Origin of the sequence: Citrobacter sp. CFNIH10 (assembly GCF_002934585.1) — a bacterium.
Taxonomy (GTDB): Bacteria; Pseudomonadota; Gammaproteobacteria; order Enterobacterales; family Enterobacteriaceae; genus Citrobacter_A; species Citrobacter_A amalonaticus.
In genome coordinates, this window is the sequence record NZ_CP026210.1 from 34,711 (window position 1) to 56,435 (window position 21,725).

The 21,725-nt window shown below is 53.1% G+C and carries 17 protein-coding genes and 7 pseudogenes; 8 read left to right on the forward strand and 16 right to left on the reverse strand.

Annotated elements, in window-relative coordinates:
- Positions 1-42 precede the first annotated feature (42 nt).
- The gene (gene aadB, locus C2U53_RS00275) at positions 43-576 is read left to right on the forward strand and encodes an aminoglycoside nucleotidyltransferase ANT(2'')-Ia (RefSeq protein WP_000381802.1); all 534 of its coding nucleotides are present in this window, start codon (positions 43-45) and stop codon (positions 574-576) included.
- Positions 577-971: 395 nt separating this feature from the next.
- Here the strand turns inward: aadB and C2U53_RS00280 are convergent, their stop codons facing one another.
- From C2U53_RS00280 to C2U53_RS00305, 6 genes and pseudogenes are all read right to left on the reverse strand, one after another.
- Positions 972-1,832: a broad-spectrum class A beta-lactamase TEM-1 gene (locus C2U53_RS00280; protein ID WP_000027057.1), complete on the reverse strand. Its 861-nt coding sequence runs from the start codon at positions 1,830-1,832 to the stop codon at positions 972-974.
- A gap of 182 nt (positions 1,833-2,014) precedes the next feature.
- A pseudogene (locus C2U53_RS00285) lies at positions 2,015-2,332 on the reverse strand (recombinase family protein); the annotation flags it as partial.
- Positions 2,333-2,531: 199 nt separating this feature from the next.
- Entirely contained in the window at positions 2,532-3,356 is an 825-nt protein-coding gene (locus C2U53_RS00290) for an oxacillin-hydrolyzing class D beta-lactamase OXA-9 (RefSeq protein ID WP_000722315.1), read from the reverse strand.
- A gap of 59 nt (positions 3,357-3,415) precedes the next feature.
- On the reverse strand, positions 3,416-4,204 hold the full coding sequence (aadA1, locus tag C2U53_RS00295) for an ANT(3'')-Ia family aminoglycoside nucleotidyltransferase AadA1 (RefSeq protein WP_001206315.1): 789 nt from the start codon (positions 4,202-4,204) through the stop codon (positions 3,416-3,418).
- A gap of 69 nt (positions 4,205-4,273) precedes the next feature.
- Positions 4,274-4,828: an aminoglycoside N-acetyltransferase AAC(6')-Ib' gene (locus C2U53_RS00300; RefSeq protein ID WP_014454105.1), complete on the reverse strand. Its 555-nt coding sequence runs from the start codon at positions 4,826-4,828 to the stop codon at positions 4,274-4,276.
- Positions 4,829-5,061: 233 nt separating this feature from the next.
- On the reverse strand, positions 5,062-5,619 hold the full coding sequence (locus C2U53_RS00305; RefSeq protein ID WP_001217881.1) for a recombinase family protein: 558 nt from the start codon (positions 5,617-5,619) through the stop codon (positions 5,062-5,064).
- A gap of 161 nt (positions 5,620-5,780) precedes the next feature.
- Between C2U53_RS00305 and C2U53_RS30630 the strand changes: the two are divergent.
- Positions 5,781-5,924: pseudogene (locus tag C2U53_RS30630) on the forward strand (DUF4158 domain-containing protein); the annotation flags it as partial.
- A 52-nt stretch (positions 5,925-5,976) separates the two neighbouring features.
- Here C2U53_RS30630 and C2U53_RS00315 read toward each other — a convergent pair.
- Together C2U53_RS00315 and C2U53_RS00320 are read right to left on the reverse strand one after the other, a co-directional pair.
- Positions 5,977-6,681 (reverse strand): IS6-like element IS26 family transposase, encoded by a 705-nt coding sequence (locus tag C2U53_RS00315; protein WP_001067855.1) that lies wholly within the window; start codon positions 6,679-6,681, stop codon positions 5,977-5,979.
- A gap of 63 nt (positions 6,682-6,744) precedes the next feature.
- A pseudogene (locus C2U53_RS00320) lies at positions 6,745-7,563 on the reverse strand (DUF4158 domain-containing protein); the annotation flags it as partial.
- A 94-nt stretch (positions 7,564-7,657) separates the two neighbouring features.
- Here C2U53_RS00320 and C2U53_RS00325 point away from each other — a divergent pair.
- Together C2U53_RS00325 and C2U53_RS00330 are read left to right on the forward strand one after the other, a co-directional pair.
- Positions 7,658-8,263, forward strand: coding sequence for a recombinase family protein (locus tag C2U53_RS00325; RefSeq protein ID WP_000509966.1), 606 nt, complete (start codon positions 7,658-7,660; stop codon positions 8,261-8,263).
- 313 nt (positions 8,264-8,576) lie between these two features.
- Complete coding sequence (locus C2U53_RS00330) at positions 8,577-9,896, forward strand: IS1182-like element ISKpn6 family transposase (protein WP_004152397.1); 1,320 nt, start codon at positions 8,577-8,579, stop codon at positions 9,894-9,896.
- A gap of 249 nt (positions 9,897-10,145) precedes the next feature.
- On the opposite strand, the gene C2U53_RS00335 is transcribed toward C2U53_RS00330, so the two are convergent.
- From C2U53_RS00335 to C2U53_RS00350, 3 genes and pseudogenes are all read right to left on the reverse strand, one after another.
- Positions 10,146-11,027 (reverse strand): carbapenem-hydrolyzing class A beta-lactamase KPC-2, encoded by an 882-nt coding sequence (locus C2U53_RS00335; RefSeq protein WP_004199234.1) that lies wholly within the window; start codon positions 11,025-11,027, stop codon positions 10,146-10,148.
- A 386-nt stretch (positions 11,028-11,413) separates the two neighbouring features.
- Positions 11,414-11,512: pseudogene (locus C2U53_RS00345) on the reverse strand (AAA family ATPase); the annotation flags it as partial.
- 39 nt (positions 11,513-11,551) lie between these two features.
- Entirely contained in the window at positions 11,552-12,256 is a 705-nt protein-coding gene (locus C2U53_RS00350; protein ID WP_001067855.1) for an IS6-like element IS26 family transposase, read from the reverse strand.
- A 121-nt stretch (positions 12,257-12,377) separates the two neighbouring features.
- Between C2U53_RS00350 and C2U53_RS00355 the strand changes: the two are divergent.
- The 4 genes and pseudogenes from C2U53_RS00355 to C2U53_RS00380 form a co-directional block, all read left to right on the forward strand.
- A pseudogene (locus C2U53_RS00355) lies at positions 12,378-12,698 on the forward strand (PAS domain-containing protein); the annotation flags it as partial.
- Positions 12,699-12,790: 92 nt separating this feature from the next.
- Positions 12,791-13,495, forward strand: coding sequence for an IS6-like element IS26 family transposase (locus C2U53_RS00365; protein WP_001067855.1), 705 nt, complete (start codon positions 12,791-12,793; stop codon positions 13,493-13,495).
- A gap of 54 nt (positions 13,496-13,549) precedes the next feature.
- A pseudogene (locus C2U53_RS00375) lies at positions 13,550-15,634 on the forward strand (Tn3-like element Tn5403 family transposase); the annotation flags it as partial.
- Positions 15,635-15,666: 32 nt separating this feature from the next.
- Positions 15,667-17,979, forward strand: a pseudogene (locus C2U53_RS00380) (Tn3-like element Tn3 family transposase); the annotation flags it as partial.
- Positions 17,980-18,089: 110 nt separating this feature from the next.
- Here the strand turns inward: C2U53_RS00380 and dqlB are convergent.
- The 5 genes from dqlB to C2U53_RS00395 all read right to left on the reverse strand — a co-directional run bounded on the left by dqlB (position 18,090) and on the right by C2U53_RS00395 (position 21,725).
- Positions 18,090-18,185: a DinQ-like type I toxin DqlB gene (dqlB, locus tag C2U53_RS30600; protein ID WP_004206884.1), complete on the reverse strand. Its 96-nt coding sequence runs from the start codon at positions 18,183-18,185 to the stop codon at positions 18,090-18,092.
- Positions 18,186-19,407: 1,222 nt separating this feature from the next.
- Complete coding sequence (gene repA / locus C2U53_RS00385; RefSeq protein ID WP_015060006.1) at positions 19,408-20,463, reverse strand: plasmid replication initiator RepA; 1,056 nt, start codon at positions 20,461-20,463, stop codon at positions 19,408-19,410.
- A complete protein-coding gene (gene repB, locus C2U53_RS30635) occupies positions 20,460-20,510 on the reverse strand; it encodes an IncL/M-type plasmid replication leader peptide RepB (RefSeq protein ID WP_031942489.1) in 51 nt (16 codons plus the stop codon). Before repB ends, repA begins: the two co-directional genes overlap by 4 nt.
- A gap of 249 nt (positions 20,511-20,759) precedes the next feature.
- Positions 20,760-21,008 (reverse strand): IncL/M type plasmid replication protein RepC, encoded by a 249-nt coding sequence (repC, locus tag C2U53_RS00390; RefSeq protein ID WP_015062836.1) that lies wholly within the window; start codon positions 21,006-21,008, stop codon positions 20,760-20,762.
- 63 nt (positions 21,009-21,071) lie between these two features.
- Complete coding sequence (locus tag C2U53_RS00395; protein ID WP_040119745.1) at positions 21,072-21,725, reverse strand: hypothetical protein; 654 nt, start codon at positions 21,723-21,725, stop codon at positions 21,072-21,074.

The following is a 21,725-nucleotide window of genomic DNA, read 5'->3' on the forward strand; positions in this document are numbered from 1 at the left end:
GTTACGCAGCAGGGCAGTCGCCCTAAAACAAAGTTAGGCCGCATGGACACAACGCAGGTCACATTGATACACAAAATTCTAGCTGCGGCAGATGAGCGAAATCTGCCGCTCTGGATCGGTGGGGGCTGGGCGATCGATGCACGGCTAGGGCGTGTAACACGCAAGCACGATGATATTGATCTGACGTTTCCCGGCGAGAGGCGCGGCGAGCTCGAGGCAATAGTTGAAATGCTCGGCGGGCGCGTCATGGAGGAGTTGGACTATGGATTCTTAGCGGAGATCGGGGATGAGTTACTTGACTGCGAACCTGCTTGGTGGGCAGACGAAGCGTATGAAATCGCGGAGGCTCCGCAGGGCTCGTGCCCAGAGGCGGCTGAGGGCGTCATCGCCGGGCGGCCAGTCCGTTGTAACAGCTGGGAGGCGATCATCTGGGATTACTTTTACTATGCCGATGAAGTACCACCAGTGGACTGGCCTACAAAGCACATAGAGTCCTACAGGCTCGCATGCACCTCACTCGGGGCGGAAAAGGTTGAGGTCTTGCGTGCCGCTTTCAGGTCGCGATATGCGGCCTAACAATTCGTCCAAGCCGACGCCGCTTCGCGGCGCGGCTTAACTCAGGTGTTAGATGCACTAAGCACATAATTGCTCACAGCCAAACTATCAGGTCAAGTCTGCTTTTAGGGGTCTGAAGGCCAATAGAACGAAAACGTACGTTAGTGAAGTAACTGTCTGATATATCGAAACATAATGTACATTGGAAAACGCCATCAAAACGGTGTCTTTTTAATCGAAAATTGGCACTTAACGGACTTTCTTGTCTAGGGGTCTGACGCTCAGTGGAACGAAAACTCACGTTAAGGGATTTTGGTCATGAGATTATCAAAAAGGATCTTCACCTAGATCCTTTTAAATTAAAAATGAAGTTTTAAATCAATCTAAAGTATATATGAGTAAACTTGGTCTGACAGTTACCAATGCTTAATCAGTGAGGCACCTATCTCAGCGATCTGTCTATTTCGTTCATCCATAGTTGCCTGACTCCCCGTCGTGTAGATAACTACGATACGGGAGGGCTTACCATCTGGCCCCAGTGCTGCAATGATACCGCGAGACCCACGCTCACCGGCTCCAGATTTATCAGCAATAAACCAGCCAGCCGGAAGGGCCGAGCGCAGAAGTGGTCCTGCAACTTTATCCGCCTCCATCCAGTCTATTAATTGTTGCCGGGAAGCTAGAGTAAGTAGTTCGCCAGTTAATAGTTTGCGCAACGTTGTTGCCATTGCTGCAGGCATCGTGGTGTCACGCTCGTCGTTTGGTATGGCTTCATTCAGCTCCGGTTCCCAACGATCAAGGCGAGTTACATGATCCCCCATGTTGTGCAAAAAAGCGGTTAGCTCCTTCGGTCCTCCGATCGTTGTCAGAAGTAAGTTGGCCGCAGTGTTATCACTCATGGTTATGGCAGCACTGCATAATTCTCTTACTGTCATGCCATCCGTAAGATGCTTTTCTGTGACTGGTGAGTACTCAACCAAGTCATTCTGAGAATAGTGTATGCGGCGACCGAGTTGCTCTTGCCCGGCGTCAACACGGGATAATACCGCGCCACATAGCAGAACTTTAAAAGTGCTCATCATTGGAAAACGTTCTTCGGGGCGAAAACTCTCAAGGATCTTACCGCTGTTGAGATCCAGTTCGATGTAACCCACTCGTGCACCCAACTGATCTTCAGCATCTTTTACTTTCACCAGCGTTTCTGGGTGAGCAAAAACAGGAAGGCAAAATGCCGCAAAAAAGGGAATAAGGGCGACACGGAAATGTTGAATACTCATACTCTTCCTTTTTCAATATTATTGAAGCATTTATCAGGGTTATTGTCTCATGAGCGGATACATATTTGAATGTATTTAGAAAAATAAACAAATAGGGGTTCCGCGCACATTTCCCCGAAAAGTGCCACCTGACGTCTAAGAAACCATTATTATCATGACATTAACCTATAAAAATAGGCGTATCACGAGGCCCTTTCGTCTTCAAGAATTTTATAAACCGTGGAGCGGGCAATACTGAGCTGATGAGCAATTTCCGTTGCACCAGTGCCCTTCTGATGAAGCGTCAGCACGACGTTCCTGTCCACGGTACGCCTGCGGCCAAATTTGATTCCTTTCAGCTTTGCTTCCTGTCGGCCCTCATTCGTGCGCTCTAGGATCCTCCGGCGTTCAGCCTGTGCCACAGCCGACAGGATGGTGACCACCATTTGCCCCATATCACCGTCGGTACTGATCCCGTCGTCAATAAACCGAACCGCTACACCCTGAGCATCAAACTCTTTTCATGATATATCTCCCAATTTGTGTAGGGCTTATTATGCACGCTTAAAAATAATAAAAGCAGACTTGACCTGATAGTTTGGCTGTGAGCAATTATGTGCTTAGTGCATCTAACGTTCAAGGTGAGCGGACTCGCGCGGCTTTATGCGCGAGGTCCGCTCGAGCGCAGGGTTATGCATCTGCTCTCGATGACGCCACATATCATTTGTTACCCATCAACACGGGTAATTCCACGAGAATATCCTCTCGTGCTTTAGACCCGCCGGGAATATCGGACTTTTCCTTTCCTATTTCCAATCGGGCGAAAACAACTTGCCGTCCGTTTTTTTCAGCCCAGCCCACGAACCAGCCCTGCGGACGACTTTCATTTATCTTGCCGTTATTGTCCCGAAGCCAGCCGCTGCCGCTTTTTCCATGTACAGCCCATCCTTCGGCTGCCTGGTACTGCGGGATTGTGGCATACGCCATGTCATAAGCCGCTTCGGATACAGGCAGCTTATGCGCGACAAAGCGTAGAAGAAACTGAATTTGCTCCTTGGGAGATATGGTGAGCGACGACATCAGCCATGACTGGGTCAAGCCGTTATGCTTCCCCGAGTCACCGGAAACATCTTGATTACCGTACTCAAATTTCTTTACGTATTCCGTGAACCGATCAACTCCCAGACGGCTTGTTAATTGCTGCGAGAACCAGACAACAGAGTCGCTTTGCCATAGCGCCGGATAGACTTGTTTGTATGTGCGATCTCTCGGAGACGGGTTGTATTCCGGCTTCAATTCCCACGTAGGTGATTTTGGCGACTGCAAGATTCCACTATCAAACCCCATGATTGCCAATGGAAGTTTAAAAGACGAGCACGGAGACACACGACGGGCACATTCTCCGGTCTCATATAAGGTATTTCCGGTAATGGCGTCTGCGATGATGGTGCATTTAAGCGTTTCAACCTCATCAGAAGCCACGGAACTGATTGGGAGAGTGGCGGAAACGAACACCAACATATGCAGCAGCAAAATTTTTTTCATCAAGGTATCCTTCATTGCTCCGCTGTGCGCTTAATAGGTGCATAACTTTGTTTTAGACATTATTTGCCGACTACCTTGGTGATCTCGCCTTTCACGTAGTGAACAAATTCTTCCAACTGATCTGCGCGCGAGGCCAAGCGATCTTCTTGTCCAAGATAAGCCTGCCTAGCTTCAAGTATGACGGGCTGATACTGGGCCGGCAGGCGCTCCATTGCCCAGTCGGCAGCGACATCCTTCGGCGCGATTTTGCCGGTTACTGCGCTGTACCAAATGCGGGACAACGTAAGCACTACATTTCGCTCATCGCCAGCCCAGTCGGGCGGCGAGTTCCATAGCGTTAAGGTTTCATTTAGCGCCTCAAATAGATCCTGTTCAGGAACCGGATCAAAGAGTTCCTCCGCCGCTGGACCTACCAAGGCAACGCTATGTTCTCTTGCTTTTGTCAGCAAGATAGCCAGATCAATGTCGATCGTGGCTGGCTCGAAGATACCTGCAAGAATGTCATTGCGCTGCCATTCTCCAAATTGCAGTTCGCGCTTAGCTGGATAACGCCACGGAATGATGTCGTCGTGCACAACAATGGTGACTTCTACAGCGCGGAGAATCTCGCTCTCTCCAGGGGAAGCCGAAGTTTCCAAAAGGTCGTTGATCAAAGCTCGCCGCGTTGTTTCATCAAGCCTTACGGTCACCGTAACCAGCAAATCAATATCACTGTGTGGCTTCAGGCCGCCATCCACTGCGGAGCCGTACAAATGTACGGCCAGCAACGTCGGTTCGAGATGGCGCTCGATGACGCCAACTACCTCTGATAGTTGAGTCGATACTTCGGCGATCACCGCTTCCCTCATGATGTTTAACGTTTGACATGAGGGGCGGCCAAGGGCGCCAGCCCTTGGACGTCCCCCTCGATGGAAGGGTTAGGCAACACTGCGTGTTCGCTCGAATGCCTGGCGTGTTTGAACCATGTACACGGCTGGACCATCTGGGGTGGTTACGGTACCTTGCCTCTCAAACCCCGCTTTCTCGTAGCATCGGATCGCTCGCAAGTTGCTCGGCGACGGGTCCGTTTGGATCTTGGTGACCTCGGGATCATTGAACAGCAACTCAACCAGAGCTCGAACCAGCTTGGTTCCCAAGCCTTTGCCCAGTTGTGATGCATTCGCCAGTGACTGGTCTATTCCGCGTACTCCTGGATCGGTTTCTTCTTCCCACCATCCGTCCCCGCTTCCAAGAGCAACGTACGACTGGGCATACCCAATCGGCTCTCCATTCAGCATTGCAATGTATGGAGTGACGGACTCTTGCGCTAAAACGCTTGGCAAGTACTGTTCCTGTACGTCAGCAAGTGTCGGGCGTGCTTCTTCTCCGCCCCACCACTCGACGATATGAGATCGATTTAGCCACTCATAGAGCATCGCAAGGTCATGCTCAGTCATGAGGCGCAGTGTGACGGAATCGTTGCTGTTGGTCACGATGCTGTACTTTGTGATGCCTAACTTTGTTTGGAAATGTTGAATACTCATACTCTTCCTTTTTCAATATTATTGAAGCATTTATCAGGGTTATTGTCTCATGAGCGGATACATATTTGAATGTATTTAGAAAAATAAACAAATAGGGGTTCCGCGCACATTTCCCCGAAAAGTGCCACCTGACGTCTAAGAAACCATTATTATCATGACATTAACCTATAAAAATAGGCGTATCACGAGGCCCTTTCGTCTTCAAGAATTTTATAAACCGTGGAGCGGGCAATACTGAGCTGATGAGCAATTTCCGTTGCACCAGTGCCCTTCTGATGAAGCGTCAGCACGACGTTCCTGTCCACGGTACGCCTGCGGCCAAATTTGATTCCTTTCAGCTTTGCTTCCTGTCGGCCCTCATTCGTGCGCTCTAGGATCCTCCGGCGTTCAGCCTGTGCCACAGCCGACAGGATGGTGACCACCATTTGCCCCATATCACCGTCGGTACTGATCCCGTCGTCAATAAACCGAACCGCTACACCCTGAGCATCAAACTCTTTTATCAGTTGGATCATGTCGGCGGTGTCGCGGCCAAGACGGTCGAGCTTCTTCACCAGAATGACATCACCTTCCTCCACCTTCATCCTCAGCAAATCCAGCCCTTCCCGATCTGTTGAACTGCCGGATGCCTTGTCGGTAAAGATGCGGTTAGCTTTTACCCCTGCATCTTTGAGCGCTCTGATCTGAATATCGAGGGACTGCTGGCTGGTTGAGACCCGCGCATAACCAAAAATTCGCATAAAAATGTACCTTAAATCGAATATCAGACACGATGTGTCTATTATGCCAAAATGACGATTTAATGGACACTCAAACGAAGCCGTTTTACTATGTCTGATAATTTATAATATTTCGAACGGTTGCAGTTGTGTTAAAAAAGCCGTCAGGCAGGGAGGCCGATATGCCCGTTGATTTTTTGACCACTGAGCAGGTTGAGAGTTATGGCAGGTTCACTGGCGAACCCGATGAACTTCAGCTGGCGCGTTATTTTCATCTTGATGAAGCGGATAAAGAATTTATCGGGAAAAGCCGGGGTGATCACAATGGCACTGTTGCAAAGTTAGCGATGAGGCAGCCTTTTGTCTTATTCAAAGGCCTTACATTTCAAAAACTCTGCTTACCAGGCGCATTTCGCCCAGGGGATCACCATAATAAAATGCTGAGGCCTGGCCTTTGCGTAGTGCACGCATCACCTCAATACCTTTGATGGTGGCGTAAGCCGTCTTCATGGATTTAAATCCCAGCGTGGCGCCGATTATCCGTTTCAGTTTGCCATGATCGCATTCAATCACGTTGTTCCGGTACTTAATCTGTCGGTGTTCAACGTCAGACGGGCACCGGCCTTCGCGTTTGAGCAGAGCAAGCGCGCGACCATAGGCGGGCGCTTTATCCGTGTTGATGAATCGCGGGATCTGCCACTTCTTCACGTTGTTGAGGATTTTACCCAGAAACCGGTATGCAGCTTTGCTGTTACGACGGGAGGAGAGATAAAAATCGACAGTGCGGCCCCGGCTGTCGACGGCCCGGTACAGATACGCCCAGCGGCCATTGACCTTCACGTAGGTTTCATCCATGTGCCACGGGCAAAGATCGGAAGGGTTACGCCAGTACCAGCGCAGCCGTTTTTCCATTTCAGGCGCATAACGCTGAACCCAGCGGTAAATCGTGGAGTGATCGACATTCACTCCGCGTTCAGCCAGCATCTCCTGCAGCTCACGGTAACTGATGCCGTATTTGCAGTACCAGCGTACGGCCCACAGAATGATGTCACGCTGAAAATGCCGGCCTTTGAATGGGTTCATGTGCAGCTCCATCAGCAAAAGGGGATGATAAGTTTATCACCACCGACTATTTGCAACAGTGCCGCGGTCCGAAGTGATGTCACGCAAACCGTCGGTGAAGTAGCGTTCACCCTGCCGACGCAGCCGGGCAATGCGATGGGCAGGTATGCTGGCCAAAGCACTATGATTGATATTCAGGGTACGCAGAAATTCGAGCCTGTCGAGCAAACGGTTAGCAGCAGCCGAGTTGTTACCAACCTCGAAGTTGCGAAGCCAGATGAAACGACTGATATTGCCGGCGAGCATTTCACTCAGAAGTTTGTCCAGGTGATCGCGAACATCCGCTGTTAAATTTTCCGCAATCCGCGTTTCAATCCGCCGCTCAGCGGCGACCAGAGCATCCGCGCACAAGCGCTCGATTGTCGATACTGCGGGCAGAATGGTGGAAGTTTCCCGACACCGCACAATAAAACGATGAGCAAGATCCTCGTTTGATCTGGCATCTTCGGCCTGGCCGAAAGTCCACTCCCGCAGATCACGGGCACCACGGCCCGTGAAGGTCTTGTAGCCGTAAATTTCGCGCAGCGTGTCCATGTGCTGCTGACGGGTTTGGCGCCGTGTGGCATAAGTGAGAAGCGCATCAGCCGGAACTCCAAGCTGAGCACCGACGAAGGAAAGGACTTCACGCGGGATCATCTCACCAGGAGCCAGTGCACGGCCCGGATATCGTAAGGCACAAAGTTGCAGGGCAAAGCCAATCCTGTTTTCCGGTCTGCGGCGCTGCCTAATGTTTTCCAGGTCATCATCGCCCAGCGTGTAGAACTTCAGTAGCGACAGTTCGTCCGTGGGCAGATCGAACAGCGCTGCTCGCTGCCGTTCGGTGAAAATATGGCGTCGTGACATACAAATTCGTCCCTTTTGAAGTATAGTCTGTTTTGGACAACAGCCAGCCCATATAAATCAGGGCGTTCCGATACAAAAATCCAGGAGGGTTCAATTGGGACATCGTGCCGCCATTTACTGCCGGGTTTCAACAGCGGATCAGTCTTGTGAACGCCAGGAATTTGATCTGCGAGCCTTCGCCGGCCGTGCCGGCTACGACGTGGTGGGAATATTTAAGGAAACAGGTTCAGGAACTAAACTCGACCGGGCCGAGCGAAAGAAAGTCCTGGCGCTTGCCCAGTCCAGACAAATTGATGCAATCCTGGTCACTGAGCTTTCCCGGTGGGGGCGCTCGACGCTCGATCTGCTCAATACGCTACGTGAACTGGAGAACTGGAAGGTTTCCGTGATAGCCATGAATGGAATGGCGTTCGATCTTTCGTCGCCGTATGGACGAATGCTGGCGACGTTTCTTTCCGGCATTGCGGAGTTTGAGCGGGATCTCATCAGCGAGCGGGTCAAGTCAGGCCTTGCTGTTGCGAAGGCACGTGGTAAGAGGCTTGGTCGTCAGGCCGGAGTGCGACCAAAATCAGACCGACTTTTGCCTAAGGTGGTTGCGATGAGGGCCGAGGGACGCAGCTATCGCTGGATCGCACGCGAGCTCGGTATCAGCAAGAATACCGTCGCTGACATCGTGCAACGACACAGAGCTAACGCTTAGGGTGTCATTTCGCCCTCAGCCGGAACCGACCCCATGACGACCCGCCAAAGGCTACCGCATCTATCTGAGGCGCTGTGGCGCGACGCTGAAACCCCGGGGAATTCCGCTACTCCAGTTCCAGGTCCGCAATAGTTCGTCCAGGTCGGGTGGCGTACGCCGGAAACGCCGATTTTTCCGCAACCGTTTCTGCGTTGTCGGCAAGGTGGTCTCAGAGAGCGCTCAAGAAGCGGTTTTTCTCGTATGTTTAGCTACGGTGGCCTAGGAGCCTGCGCGGCAGAAGCCAAATCGGCGGAAGATCGAGGACGATACGGGGATGGCTGCCAGTTACCTTCCTTACCGACCCGACCAATCCTATCTGCTGCCCCCTTCTCTGGGAGAGTGGCTACCTGAAGGGCATCTTGCCTACTTCATCAGCGAGACTGTCGATACGCTGGACTTGAGCGCATTCCACGCCCGGTATGCCGGCGGTGGTCCGGGCAATCAGCCGTTTCATCCGGCGATGATGGTCAAAGTGCTGATCTATGGTTACGCGAGCGGCGTCTTCTCTTCGCGCAAACTAGCCAGGAAGCTGTACGAGGATGTCGCGTTGCGTGTGCTGGCCGCTGGAAACTTCCCGGCCCACCGCACGCTGAGTGACTTCCGTGCCCTACACCTGACCGAGCTTGAGAATTTGTTCGTTCAGGTGGTGCAACTGGCGCGCGAATGTGGGCTGGTGAAGCTTGGCACGATCGCGGTCGACGGCACCAAGGTAAAAGCCAACGCCAGCCGCCACAAGGCGATGAGCTATAAGCGCATGAAGCCGGCCGAGGACGAATTGCATTGCGAGATCAAGGCGCTGCTTGATCGCGCCAAGGCTACCGACGACCAGGAGCGTAACGAGCCGGAGCTGGACATTCCTGCCGAGATTTCTCGCCGCGAGAAGCGCCTGGAGGCGATCCAGGCGGCAAAGGCGCGCCTGGAAGCGCGCCAGCGTGAAGCGGACCAGGCCCGGGGGCGCAGCGAAGACGATGGCCGCCGGCCTCGCCATCCGGATGGCTCGGACAAGGGCGGTGGCTCGTACAAACGCGAGTTTGGTGTGCCGGATGACCGTGATCAGGAAAGCTTCACCGATCCGGACAGCCGGATCATGAAACACGCCGGTGGTGGCTCCGAGCAGAGCTACAACGGGTACACAGCGGTCGATGCCGAGCACCAGATCATCGTGGCGGCGGAGTTGACCAACTGCGCCGCGGACAGTCAGGCGCTGCTGGGCATGCTGGCAGCAGTTCAGGCCAACACCGGAGAAATGCCGGCCCAGACGCTGGCGGATGCGGGATTCCGTAGTGAGGCTGTTCTGGCAAAGGTCGCCGATCACCACGGCGATGTCATCGTTGCCCTCGGCCGCGAGGGACGTGAAGATGCCAAGGTCAATGCCAAGACCCATCCGCATACGGCGGCGATTGCGGCGAAATTGAAAACGGAGCAAGGCGATGCAGCTTACCGCCGGCGCAAGTCGATCGTGGAGGCTCCGAATGGTTGGATCAAGGCGGTGATGGGATTGCGTCAGTTCAGCATGAGGGGCCTGGACAAGGTGCAAGCCGAGTGGAAGCTCGTCTGCATGGCGCTAAATCTGAGGCGAATGGCGTATCTGTGAGGGCGAAGGTTAAATGGGGCGGCTCAAATGCACCCCAGTCGTCATAACACGCCGCGCGCCGCAAGATTGGTATCCTTGGCGCCGACGCCTTGCCAATTGCAGAGAGCGCCGCCGCCATCGTCAGTGCTCTACAGAAAACCGGTCACACGGCTCTGCCGCGCAGACTCCTAGCCTAAATGTGACAGTGGTTGGTAATCCATGCCGCCCGCAAGGGCGGCGGTGGTGGGCCAATAGATGATTTTCAGAGCCTTACTGCCCGTTGACGCCCAATCCCTCGAGCGCGAGTCTAGCCGCAGCGGCGATGACGGCCTCGCTGTGCTTGTCATCCTTGTTAGGCGCCCGGGTGTAGACGGCCAACACAATAGGTGCGCGCCCAGTGGGCCAGACGACGGCATAGTCATTTGCCGTGCCATACACTCCGCAGGTTCCGGTTTTGTCTCCGACTGCCCAGTCTGCCGGCACCGCCGCGCGGATGCGGTGGTTGCCGGTCGTGTTTCCCTTTAGCCAATCAACAAACTGCTGCCGCTGCGGCGCAGCCAGTGCAGAGCCCAGTGTCAGTTTTTGTAAGCTTTCCGTCACGGCGCGCGGCGATGAGGTATCGCGCGCATCGCCTGGGATGGCGGAGTTCAGCTCCAGCTCCCAGCGGTCCAGACGGAACGTGGTATCGCCGATAGAGCGCATGAAGGCCGTCAGCCCGGCCGGGCCGCCCAACTCCTTCAGCAACAAATTGGCGGCGGCGTTATCACTGTATTGCACGGCGGCCGCGGACAGCTCCGCCACCGTCATGCCTGTTGTCAGATATTTTTCCGAGATGGGTGACCACGGAACCAGCGCATTTTTGCCGTAACGGATGGGTGTGTCCAGCAAGCCGGCCTGCTGCTGGCTGCGAGCCAGCACAGCGGCAGCAAGAAAGCCCTTGAATGAGCTGCACAGTGGGAAGCGCTCCTCAGCGCGGTAACTTACAGTTGCGCCTGAGCCGGTATCCATCGCGTACACACCGATGGAGCCGCCAAAGTCCTGTTCGAGTTTAGCGAATGGTTCCGCGACGAGGTTGGTCAGCGCGGTGGCAGAAAAGCCAGCCAGCGGCCATGAGAGACAAGACAGCAGAACTAGACGGCGATACAGTGACATCAACGATATTCCTTGTTTGAAGGTGGAGCTAGGTGTAGCGGCCGGATGTAATCAGGCCGCTACAGCTGGGATTATCACCGAGCGGCAAGCCGCTCCCTCTCCAGAGGCTGTAACGGCTGTAACTGCCCCGGATGGGCACACATCGGGTTGGTAAGTCCCTGGCACCACAACGTCCAGCGCTATTGAAAAACGAATCAGGTCGGCGTTCATGGGTCGGCCACCTCGCCTGACCTCGGCATCCACGTTACGGACGGCCTCAGGAAGTCCTGGCCAAGCCCCGACTATTGGGGCGCGAAGATAGCACCGAGGGTACGCCGGTGTCAACACCAACTGAAAACTGACCCACTTTACCCCTGAATCACCAAAGTAATACTGACCCACCTGGATCATTCGGGTTTGGAATTTTTCCTGACCACTCCCGCCTTCCTCTTGTCCTTCAAGCGGTAGCTTTCGCCGCTCAGGGTCAGGATATGGCACTGTTGCAAAGTTAGCGATGAGGCAGCCTTTTGTCTTATTCAAAGGCCTTACATTTCAAAAACTCTGCTTACCAGGCGCATTTCGCCCAGGGGATCACCATAATAAAATGCTGAGGCCTGGCCTTTGCGTAGTGCACGCATCACCTCAATACCTTTGATGGTGGCGTAAGCCGTCTTCATGGATTTAAATCCCAGCGTGGCGCCGATTATCCGTTTCAGTTTGCCATGATCGCATTCAATCACGTTGTTCCGGTACTTAATCTGTCGGTGTTCAACGTCAGACGGGCACCGGCCTTCGCGTTTGAGCAGAGCAAGCGCGCGACCATAGGCGGGCGCTTTATCCGTGTTGATGAATCGCGGGATCTGCCACTTCTTCACGTTGTTGAGGATTTTACCCAGAAACCGGTATGCAGCTTTGCTGTTACGACGGGAGGAGAGATAAAAATCGACAGTGCGGCCCCGGCTGTCGACGGCCCGGTACAGATACGCCCAGCGGCCATTGACCTTCACGTAGGTTTCATCCATGTGCCACGGGCAAAGATCGGAAGGGTTACGCCAGTACCAGCGCAGCCGTTTTTCCATTTCAGGCGCATAACGCTGAACCCAGCGGTAAATCGTGGAGTGATCGACATTCACTCCGCGTTCAGCCAGCATCTCCTGCAGCTCACGGTAACTGATGCCGTATTTGCAGTACCAGCGTACGGCCCACAGAATGATGTCACGCTGAAAATGCCGGCCTTTGAATGGGTTCATGTGCAGCTCCATCAGCAAAAGGGGATGATAAGTTTATCACCACCGACTATTTGCAACAGTGCCAGAAATTGGGCTTAATGCCGAAAACAATAAAATAAAACAGCCAACCCTTGAGGTTCTTATGCGCCAGAATTTACCAGTGACGGGTCGAAACTTAGAACTCCCAAAAGATGCCAATATTCTTTCGACTACCTCCCCTCAAAGCCATATCACGTACGTTAATCCTGACTTCATTAAAATCAGTGGTTTCACTGAGGAAGAACTATTAGGCCAGCCTCACAACATCGTAAGACACCCAGATATGCCGCCTGCTGCATTTGAGCATATGTGGAGTACATTAAAATCTGGCCGCTCATGGATGGGGCTAGTAAAAAATCGCTGTAAAAATGGCGACCACTATTGGGTAAGTGCTTATGTAACGCCAATAGCTAACGCTGGATCTGCGTGAATTCCAGCAGCAGCAAGAGAAAGGGCACTGTTGCAAATAGTCGGTGGTGATAAACTTATCATCCCCTTTTGCTGATGGAGCTGCACATGAACCCATTCAAAGGCCGGCATTTTCAGCGTGACATCATTCTGTGGGCCGTACGCTGGTACTGCAAATACGGCATCAGTTACCGTGAGCTGCAGGAGATGCTGGCTGAACGCGGAGTGAATGTCGATCACTCCACGATTTACCGCTGGGTTCAGCGTTATGCGCCTGAAATGGAAAAACGGCTGCGCTGGTACTGGCGTAACCCTTCCGATCTTTGCCCGTGGCACATGGATGAAACCTACGTGAAGGTCAATGGCCGCTGGGCGTATCTGTACCGGGCCGTCGACAGCCGGGGCCGCACTGTCGATTTTTATCTCTCCTCCCGTCGTAACAGCAAAGCTGCATACCGGTTTCTGGGTAAAATCCTCAACAACGTGAAGAAGTGGCAGATCCCGCGATTCATCAACACGGATAAAGCGCCCGCCTATGGTCGCGCGCTTGCTCTGCTCAAACGCGAAGGCCGGTGCCCGTCTGACGTTGAACACCGACAGATTAAGTACCGGAACAACGTGATTGAATGCGATCATGGCAAACTGAAACGGATAATCGGCGCCACGCTGGGATTTAAATCCATGAAGACGGCTTACGCCACCATCAAAGGTATTGAGGTGATGCGTGCACTACGCAAAGGCCAGGCCTCAGCATTTTATTATGGTGATCCCCTGGGCGAAATGCGCCTGGTAAGCAGAGTTTTTGAAATGTAAGGCCTTTGAATAAGACAAAAGGCTGCCTCATCGCTAACTTTGCAACAGTGCCCGGACCGCCGCTGGGCGATCCTTGCCGTCTGTGTTGTGGAGTGGGAAGCGGCGATTGCTGATGCCATAGTCGAAACCCATGACAGGATCGTAGGAAAAACCTGGCGGGAAGCGAAGCGCCAGCATGACGAAACAATTTCCGGCTCTAAAGCCACACTCACGGATACGATCCGTACCTTCACCGCGCTGGGAGCTTCGTTGCTTGAGGCCCGCAGTGACGGAACCCCGCTGGAGATGGCTGTCGCCAGTTCGGTTGCATGGGACCGGCTCGCTCAACTGGTAGCGACAGGGACTCAACTCAGCAACACGCTAGCCGATGAGCCTCTTGCATATGTCGGGCAGGGATACCATCGCTTTCGTCGTTATGCGCCCCGCATGTTGCGCTGTCTGAAGCTCGAAGCCGCGCCGGTCGCCGGACCATTGGTAGCAGCAGCTTTGTCGATCGGAGAGATGAAAGGTGTTGCATCGCCAGAAAGGCGTTTCCTGCGGCCCAGCTCCAAATGGAACCGTCATTTACGAGCTCAGGAAAAAGGAGATACCCGTCTTTGGGAAGTGGCGGTACTCTTTCACCTCCGGGATGCTTTTCGTTCCGGAGATGTCTGGCTCGCTCATTCGCGCCGCTATGGTGACCTCAAGCAGGTACTGGTGCCGATGATCGCGGCGCAGGAAAATGCAAAACTGGCCGTGCCTTCCAACCCACAGGATTGGCTGGCAGACAGAAAGGCGCGACTCACGATCGCTCTTAAGCGGCTGGCCCGGGCTGCCCGTAACGGCACTATTCCGCACGGTAGCATAGAAGATGGAACGTTGCGGATCGACAGGTTGACAGCAGACGTGCCGGATGGTGCCGAGGCACTCATACTGGATCTGTATCGCCGAATGCCGTCCGTTCGGATTACCGACATGCTGCTTGAAGTTGATGCAGCCCTTGGTTTCACAGATGCGTTTACCCATCTGAGAACCGGGGCTCCATGTCGCGACCGGATCGGTCTGCTCAACGTCCTGCTCGCTGAAGGGCTCAATCTGGGCCTGCGTAAGATGGCGGAAGCTACAAACACGCATGATTACTGGCAGCTCTCACGCCTTGCCCGCTGGCATGTTGAAAGCGAAGCCATGAACCAGGCATTGGCAATTGTGGTGGCCGCGCAGGGTAAACTGCCGATGTCACGCGTCTGGGGGATGGGCACGTCAGCATCGAGCGATGGTCAGTTTTTCCCGACAGCGCGGCATGGCGAAGCCATGAACATGGTCAATGCCAAATATGGTTCTGTTCCCGGCCTCAAAGCGTATACTCACGTAAGCGACCAGTTCGCGCCATTCGCTTGTCAGTCGATCCCGGCGACCGTGAGCGAGGCACCGTATATTCTCGATGGACTACTGATGAACGAGGTCGGTCGCCATGTTCGCGAACAGTATGCCGATACAGCAGGATTCACCGACCATTTGTTCGGAGCCAGTAGCCTGCTCGGCTACAATCTCGTTCTGCGAATCAGGGATCTGCCATCGAAGCGGTTGTACGTATTTAATCCCGATACGACCCCCAGGGAGTTACGCAAGTTGGTAGGTGGAAAAGCCCGGGAGGATCTTATCGTTGCGAACTGGCCTGATATTTTCCGTTGTGCCGCGACGATGACCGCTGGCAAAATCAGGCCCAGCCAACTCCTGCGCAAGCTCGCTTCTTACCCACGACAAAACAACCTTGCAGTTGCGCTTCGTGAAGTTGGTCGTATTGAACGGACCCTTTTCATTATTGAGTGGATCCTGGATACGGACATGCAGCGGCGTGCTCAGATCGGTCTTAACAAGGGAGAGGCCCACCATGCGCTCAAAAATGCGCTCCGTATCGGGAGGCAGGGGGAAATTCGCGATCGCACGACAGAGGGGCAGCACTACCGAATCGCTGGGCTCAATTTATTGACTGCGGTGATCATTTACTGGAATACCGTCCATCTTGGTCATGCCGTCACGGAGCGGCGGAACGAAGGGTTGGATGTTCCCCCTGAATTTCTTCCCCACATATCCCCATTGGGCTGGGCGCACATTCTACTGACTGGCGAATATCTTTGGCCCAAGGAACCGAAAGCTTAGGGTGTCATTTCGCCCTCAGCCGGAACCGACCCCTCAGTGGTCCGGCGTTTAATGAAGCAATTGAACGCTGGAAAACTCTGAACGATTTTGGCCTGCATGCTGAAAACCTGAGTACACTCCCGGCTGTGCGCCTGAAAAATCTCGCACGTTATGCTGGTATGACTTCGGTGTTCAATATTGCCAGGATGTCACCGCAGAAAAGGATGGCGGTTCTGGTTGCCTTTGTCCTTGCATGGGAAACGCTGGCGCTGGATGATGCACTGGACGTTCTGGACGCCATGCTGGCCGTTATCATCCGTGACGCCAGAAAGATTGGGCAGAAAAAACGGCTCCGCTCGCTGAAGGATCTGGATAAATCTGCATTGGCGCTCGCCAGCGCATGTTCGTACTTGCTGAAAGAAGAAACACCGGACGAATCGATTCGTGCTGAGGTGTTCAGCTACATCCCTAGGCAAAAGCTGGCTGAAATCATCACGCTTGTCCGTGAAATTGCCCGGCCCTCAGACGATAATTTTCATGACGAAATGGTGGAGCAGTACGGGCGCGTTCGTCGTTTCCTGCCCCATCTGCTGAATACCGTTAAATTTTCATCCGCACCTGCCGGGGTTACCACTCTGAATGCCTGTGACTACCTCAGCCGGGAGTTCAGCTCACGGCGGCAGTTTTTTGACGACGCACCAACGGAAATCATCAGTCAGTCATGGAAACGGCTGGTGATTAACAAGGAAAAACATATCACCCGAAGGGGATACACGCTCTGCTTTCTCAGTAAACTGCAGGATAGTCTGAGACGGAGGGATGTCTACGTTACCGGCAGTAACCGGTGGGGAGATCCTCGTGCAAGATTACTACAGGGTGCTGACTGGCAGGCAAATCGGATTAAGGTTTATCGTTCTTTGGGGCACCCGACAGACCCGCAGGAAGCAATAAAATCTCTGGGCCATCAGCTTGATAGTCGTTACAGACAGGTTGCTGCACGTCTTGGCGAAAATGAGGCTGTCGAACTCGATGTTTCTGGCCCGAAGCCCCGGTTGACAATTTCTCCCCTCGCCAGTCTTGATGAGCCGGACAGTCTGAAACGACTGAGCAAAATGATCAGTGATCTGCTCCCTCCGGTGGATTTAACGGAGTTGCTGCTCGAAATTAACGCCCATACCGGATTTGCTGATGAGTTTTTCCATGCCAGTGAAGCCAGTGCCAGAGTTGATGATCTGCCCGTCAGCATCAGCGCCGTGCTGATGGCTGAAGCCTGCAATATCGGTCTGGAACCACTGATCAGATCAAATGTTCCTGCACTGACCCGACACCGGCTGAACTGGACAAAAGCGAACTATCTGCGGGCTGAAACTATCACCAGCGCTAATGCCAGACTGGTTGATTTTCAGGCAACGCTGCCACTGGCACAGATATGGGGTGGAGGAGAAGTGGCATCTGCAGATGGAATGCGCTTTGTTACGCCAGTCAGAACAATCAATGCCGGACCGAACCGCAAATACTTTGGTAATAACAGAGGGATCACCTGGTACAACTTTGTGTCCGATCAGTATTCCGGCTTTCATGGCATCGTTATACCGGGGACGCTGAGGGACTCTATCTTTGTGCTGGAAGGCCTTCTGGAACAGGAGACCGGGCTGAATCCAACCGAAATTATGACCGATACGGCAGGTGCCAGCGATCTTGTCTTTGGCCTTTTCTGGCTGCTGGGATACCAGTTTTCTCCACGCCTGGCTGATGCCGGTGCTTCGGTTTTCTGGCGAATGGACCATGATGCCGACTATGGCGTGCTGAATGATATTGCCAGAGGGCAATCAGATCCCCGAAAAATAGTCCTTCAGTGGGACGAAATGATCCGGACCGCAGGCTCCCTGAAGCTGGGCAAAGTACAGGCCTCAGTGCTGGTCCGTTCATTGCTGAAAAGTGAACGTCCCTCCGGACTGACTCAGGCAATCATTGAAGTGGGGCGCATCAACAAAACGCTGTATCTGCTTAATTATATTGATGATGAAGATTACCGCCGGCGCATTCTGACCCAGCTTAATCGGGGAGAAAGCCGTCATGCAGTTGCCAGAGCCATCTGTCACGGTCAAAAAGGTGAGATAAGAAAACGATATACCGACGGTCAGGAAGATCAGTTGGGAGCTCTGGGGCTGGTCACTAACGCCGTCGTGTTATGGAACACTATTTATATGCAGGCAGCTCTGGATCATCTCCGGGCGCAGGGTGAAACACTGAATGATGAAGATATCGCACGCCTCTCCCCGCTTTGCCACGGACATATCAATATGCTCGGCCATTATTCCTTCACGCTGGCAGAACTGGTGACCAAAGGTCATCTGAGACCATTAAAAGAGGCGTCAGAGGCAGAAAACGTTGCTTAACGTGAGTTTTCGTTCCACTGAGCGTCAGACCCCTAAAAGGCGGGGAGTGGTCCCCCCGCCTTTAGTTACGTTTCCGGTCAGTCAAAATACTGCCGGATCAGCTCCAGGACCGCTATCACAGCGTTAGACACTGCAACAACTGCCCGCAGAACGACGATTAACAAGTTAATCATCCGTTTGCTCCATACAGAGCAGGAACACCGCTGATCGCCCTTACATTGCCTGTCACAGCGGCTACCTCACGTCAATTGTTTAGATGTTCCCACTCCAGCCAGGGCATTGAAACAGCACCACCTGTTTTTCAACCAGGGCTTTAAACCGTTCACGCCGCGTAAGCGGGGGCTGGAGAAGAACGTCAACAGATTGACCCGCGTAGTATACCCTATTCAGGGTGGTTTGCATTTACTGCACTCATGGCGTAATATTTAACCGTCAATTGTTTAGGTGTTCCCGCCTCCATCCGGGGCAAAACATGAAAACCCGATCTCACCAGTCGGGTTTTTTTGTGCCTCCCTTCTGGCAGAAATCGTATTTCCTCAAATAAGCGCCTAAAACGCTCTCTGTGGCCTTCACTGCAAAAAGAGCAACATTCCCCTGGCTTCACTCTGTTTAACGCGCCTGCGAGCGGCTGACGTGGATAACCGCGGCTAAATCGATCCTCTTTTCCCTGTTAATTTTAAAACTGACAGCTGACACTGGCGTTGATTGCCTGAAAGGCATTGCACGATATGGCAGGCGATTTTCCTGCCAGACTGCCTTGCAGGTGACGCTGTGGCCACATTACCCCCAGGCTACTGCGAGCGGGCGGTGTGACGTTTGCGGCACACCGGGCGCGTGGGTAGTAGCGTTGACGTCAGGGGTGCGTGTCGCAGCCCTGCCGTCTTACGGGGGTGTTCTTAGTTACATCATCCATCATGCTTTTTTCTGCCGAGCCGTTGGCTCGGCGGGGAAAAGCACGGTGGGGCAAAGAAGAATCCGCACTGGAGGTTTCTGCTGGCCACCCTGCCCGGCATTTGCCGGGTGCTAACCTGGGAGCATAGCGACCATTCTGGCCGTCGTGCCGCGTAGCGGCGCTGAAAGGCCAGGCATATTCCCATAATCCACAGAAAATTGAGCCTGAATAACAGTGATCTCTTTATTGAATAAACATCTTTTTAAAGAAGTTAAGAGTGTATTGCAGCTTGTTTTGACCACGATTGCAGGTGACTTTATTTCCTCCTTTGCGGATAACTGTGGATAGTGGTGATTTCGCTGCCGGTTATCCACCGGCGGCGCCAGAACGTCAAAAAATCACGATGGCCACACGTTAAAACTGGAGGAAATTTGAGCAGGTCGCGCCGGCTGGCCAGCACGAAAACCGCCAGGCGGCGGTAAGAGAATTACAGGGGGAGAAAATCAGTGATAATCAGGGGGACCGGATTCCCTCTCCAGCCCCAGATCGAGCTGATACAGGTGGCTGCGTACTCGCTGGGTAAACTGCTCAGGCGACAGCGCGTGCAGTTCGTCTTTCGGCAGCGTCCGTATCAGATGAACGGACATGGCGTAAGCCCGGTCGTCATAGGGCTGTTCTGCCAGCGCTTTCAGCTTCTTCTCGCGCTTACCCTTCAGGGCGGCTTCACGCCGGCGAACCAGCGTGGCGTGCATCATTTTTTCATACCAGCGCCGGCGCGCGGCTTTAACAGAGATTTCTTCCGCCTGGCCATGTTCATCACGGGTTATCCAGCCTGCAGCTTCAGCGGCCACCTGTTCGGCCTGCTCCGCATACAGCTTATCGAGATCAACACCGATCATCTTCCAGAGGCGTTCCGTCAGCACGACATGCTTGGGGAACCACTTGCGGTTAAACGGGTCCCATGTGACGCCTTCAGGCAGCGCCAGTAACCCGAATTCCATCATGTGCTGCAGCAGCCGGCAAACCCGCGGTACCGTCACTTTCCGGATCACGTTCCCTTCGCTGTCCTTTTCGCTGAGCTGCCACGCCATTTTACTGAGGTTGATAGTGTCGATATGGGTAGCCCGGTCAACGGTGCTGACCAGGAGCGGCACAATCGCATCGAGTAATTTCTCCCGCTCCGGGCGGAAGTCGCGCTTCCGGCCAGCCTGCTCGCGCAGCTGCACGAAGTACGGGTGGCGGCTGATCCGCATACGCAGACTTAACGCGCCGGTTTTGCGATCGCGGCGAACAAGGCGGTTGTAGGCATGGCCAAGCTGGCCAGGGAGCTTTTTGAAATTGTCCGGTCGGTACCAGCTGGGTTCCGGGCAGAGACACGCCGTTGAGTGCGTACCGCGACGACGGCGGGTTTTGCGCACGGGCTTGGTGCCTTCATCGAGAAGCAGCTGCAGGGGCGATTCTTTAGGGGACTGGCTTTCAAGCCAGGAGATGAACTCCGGCGAAAGACCTTCTACTGACTCAATGTCAGAAAGCTGTAGGTATGGATTCTTTTGATTCACCAGCCCCTGCACATATTGGCCGGGCTGTATTGCAATAGGGTACGCATTTGCTATAATCCTTTCTGCCAGTGGGCAGTTTGCACCCCCTGATTCCTGAAAGAGACCGGCCAAAGTACCTGTCAGGATCAGGGGGTTTTACTTTTTGTGGCTCCTGCCACTCCTAAGCGGTACATCTCCGGGCCGCTCTTCCCGTGCTAAATTCTGTAATAACCCCGTAAGGTTATGTAAACGCCGCTTAACATATCATGCGTTTCTTAGCGGGGCAATACCTGCGATCCCGCCTTTACATAGTAAGATCACTCTTCAGAATCGTCAAATTTTAAGCCGTCATAATAACTTTTTACAAGAAATTCAATAACTTCAGCCTGAGTGAGTTTTTTAACTTTTGTGATCTCTATCAACATTCTTTTTGCATCTTTGGGGAGATAAAGGTTTAACTGGTCGTGTGTTTCCCGGATACGGTTCCGGTACTCTCTCTGGAACTCCGGGTTACTCTTCTGTTCCTGGCGCTCAGTAACTCTGTTCACTACTTCCTCCCACAGCATACGACTATAACCACCTGAGTATACATGAAAAAACCGCCTTTTCAGGCGGTTTGGAAGTAAACATCAATACGTTCGTGGTAGCATCCAACCTTCATCAAGCATAGTCTTTCGCCACTGGAGATATTTTTCACCCCTGTATTTTTTATGTTGCTCATGCATCCTGGTTAACATTTCCAGCTGGCGATATGCTAGGCCGGCATTGAGCAAGATTATTTCAACAGTAGGTACATGTCGGTTCCGAAGATTCACGACAAGTTTACTATCAGTATACTCCCAAGACTCAATTGTCTCAGCCTCAAACAAAATTCTCTTTTGCTTAATAGAGGCCTGTACAACATAAAGGGCAGCAATCCCAACAACACCAGAGTCCATGTCTATACCAAAATATGTTTTCTGAGCCGGCATGTATTGTTCCTCTTTAGCCGATGGATTAAAGCATCCATAAACTCTCATGCCTGCAACGACCTTTTTGACTCCCTTACTTTTTACCTGGCGTACAACATATGTGATCAGCATGGCATCGAAAACAAGTAGAGCAACAAACCACGCCAATGCCAGGCTTCCACCTAAAGTAAGAAAGCCAGAATATACAGTCAACGGAAGACTTATTGTTAAAATAACTATACTTATGGCTACAGACAGGCGTGACAGATAGTAGCCAACACCTTTTGATTTAGCCATGTTGTTATCGACAACAGTATACGAATATCCTTTCAT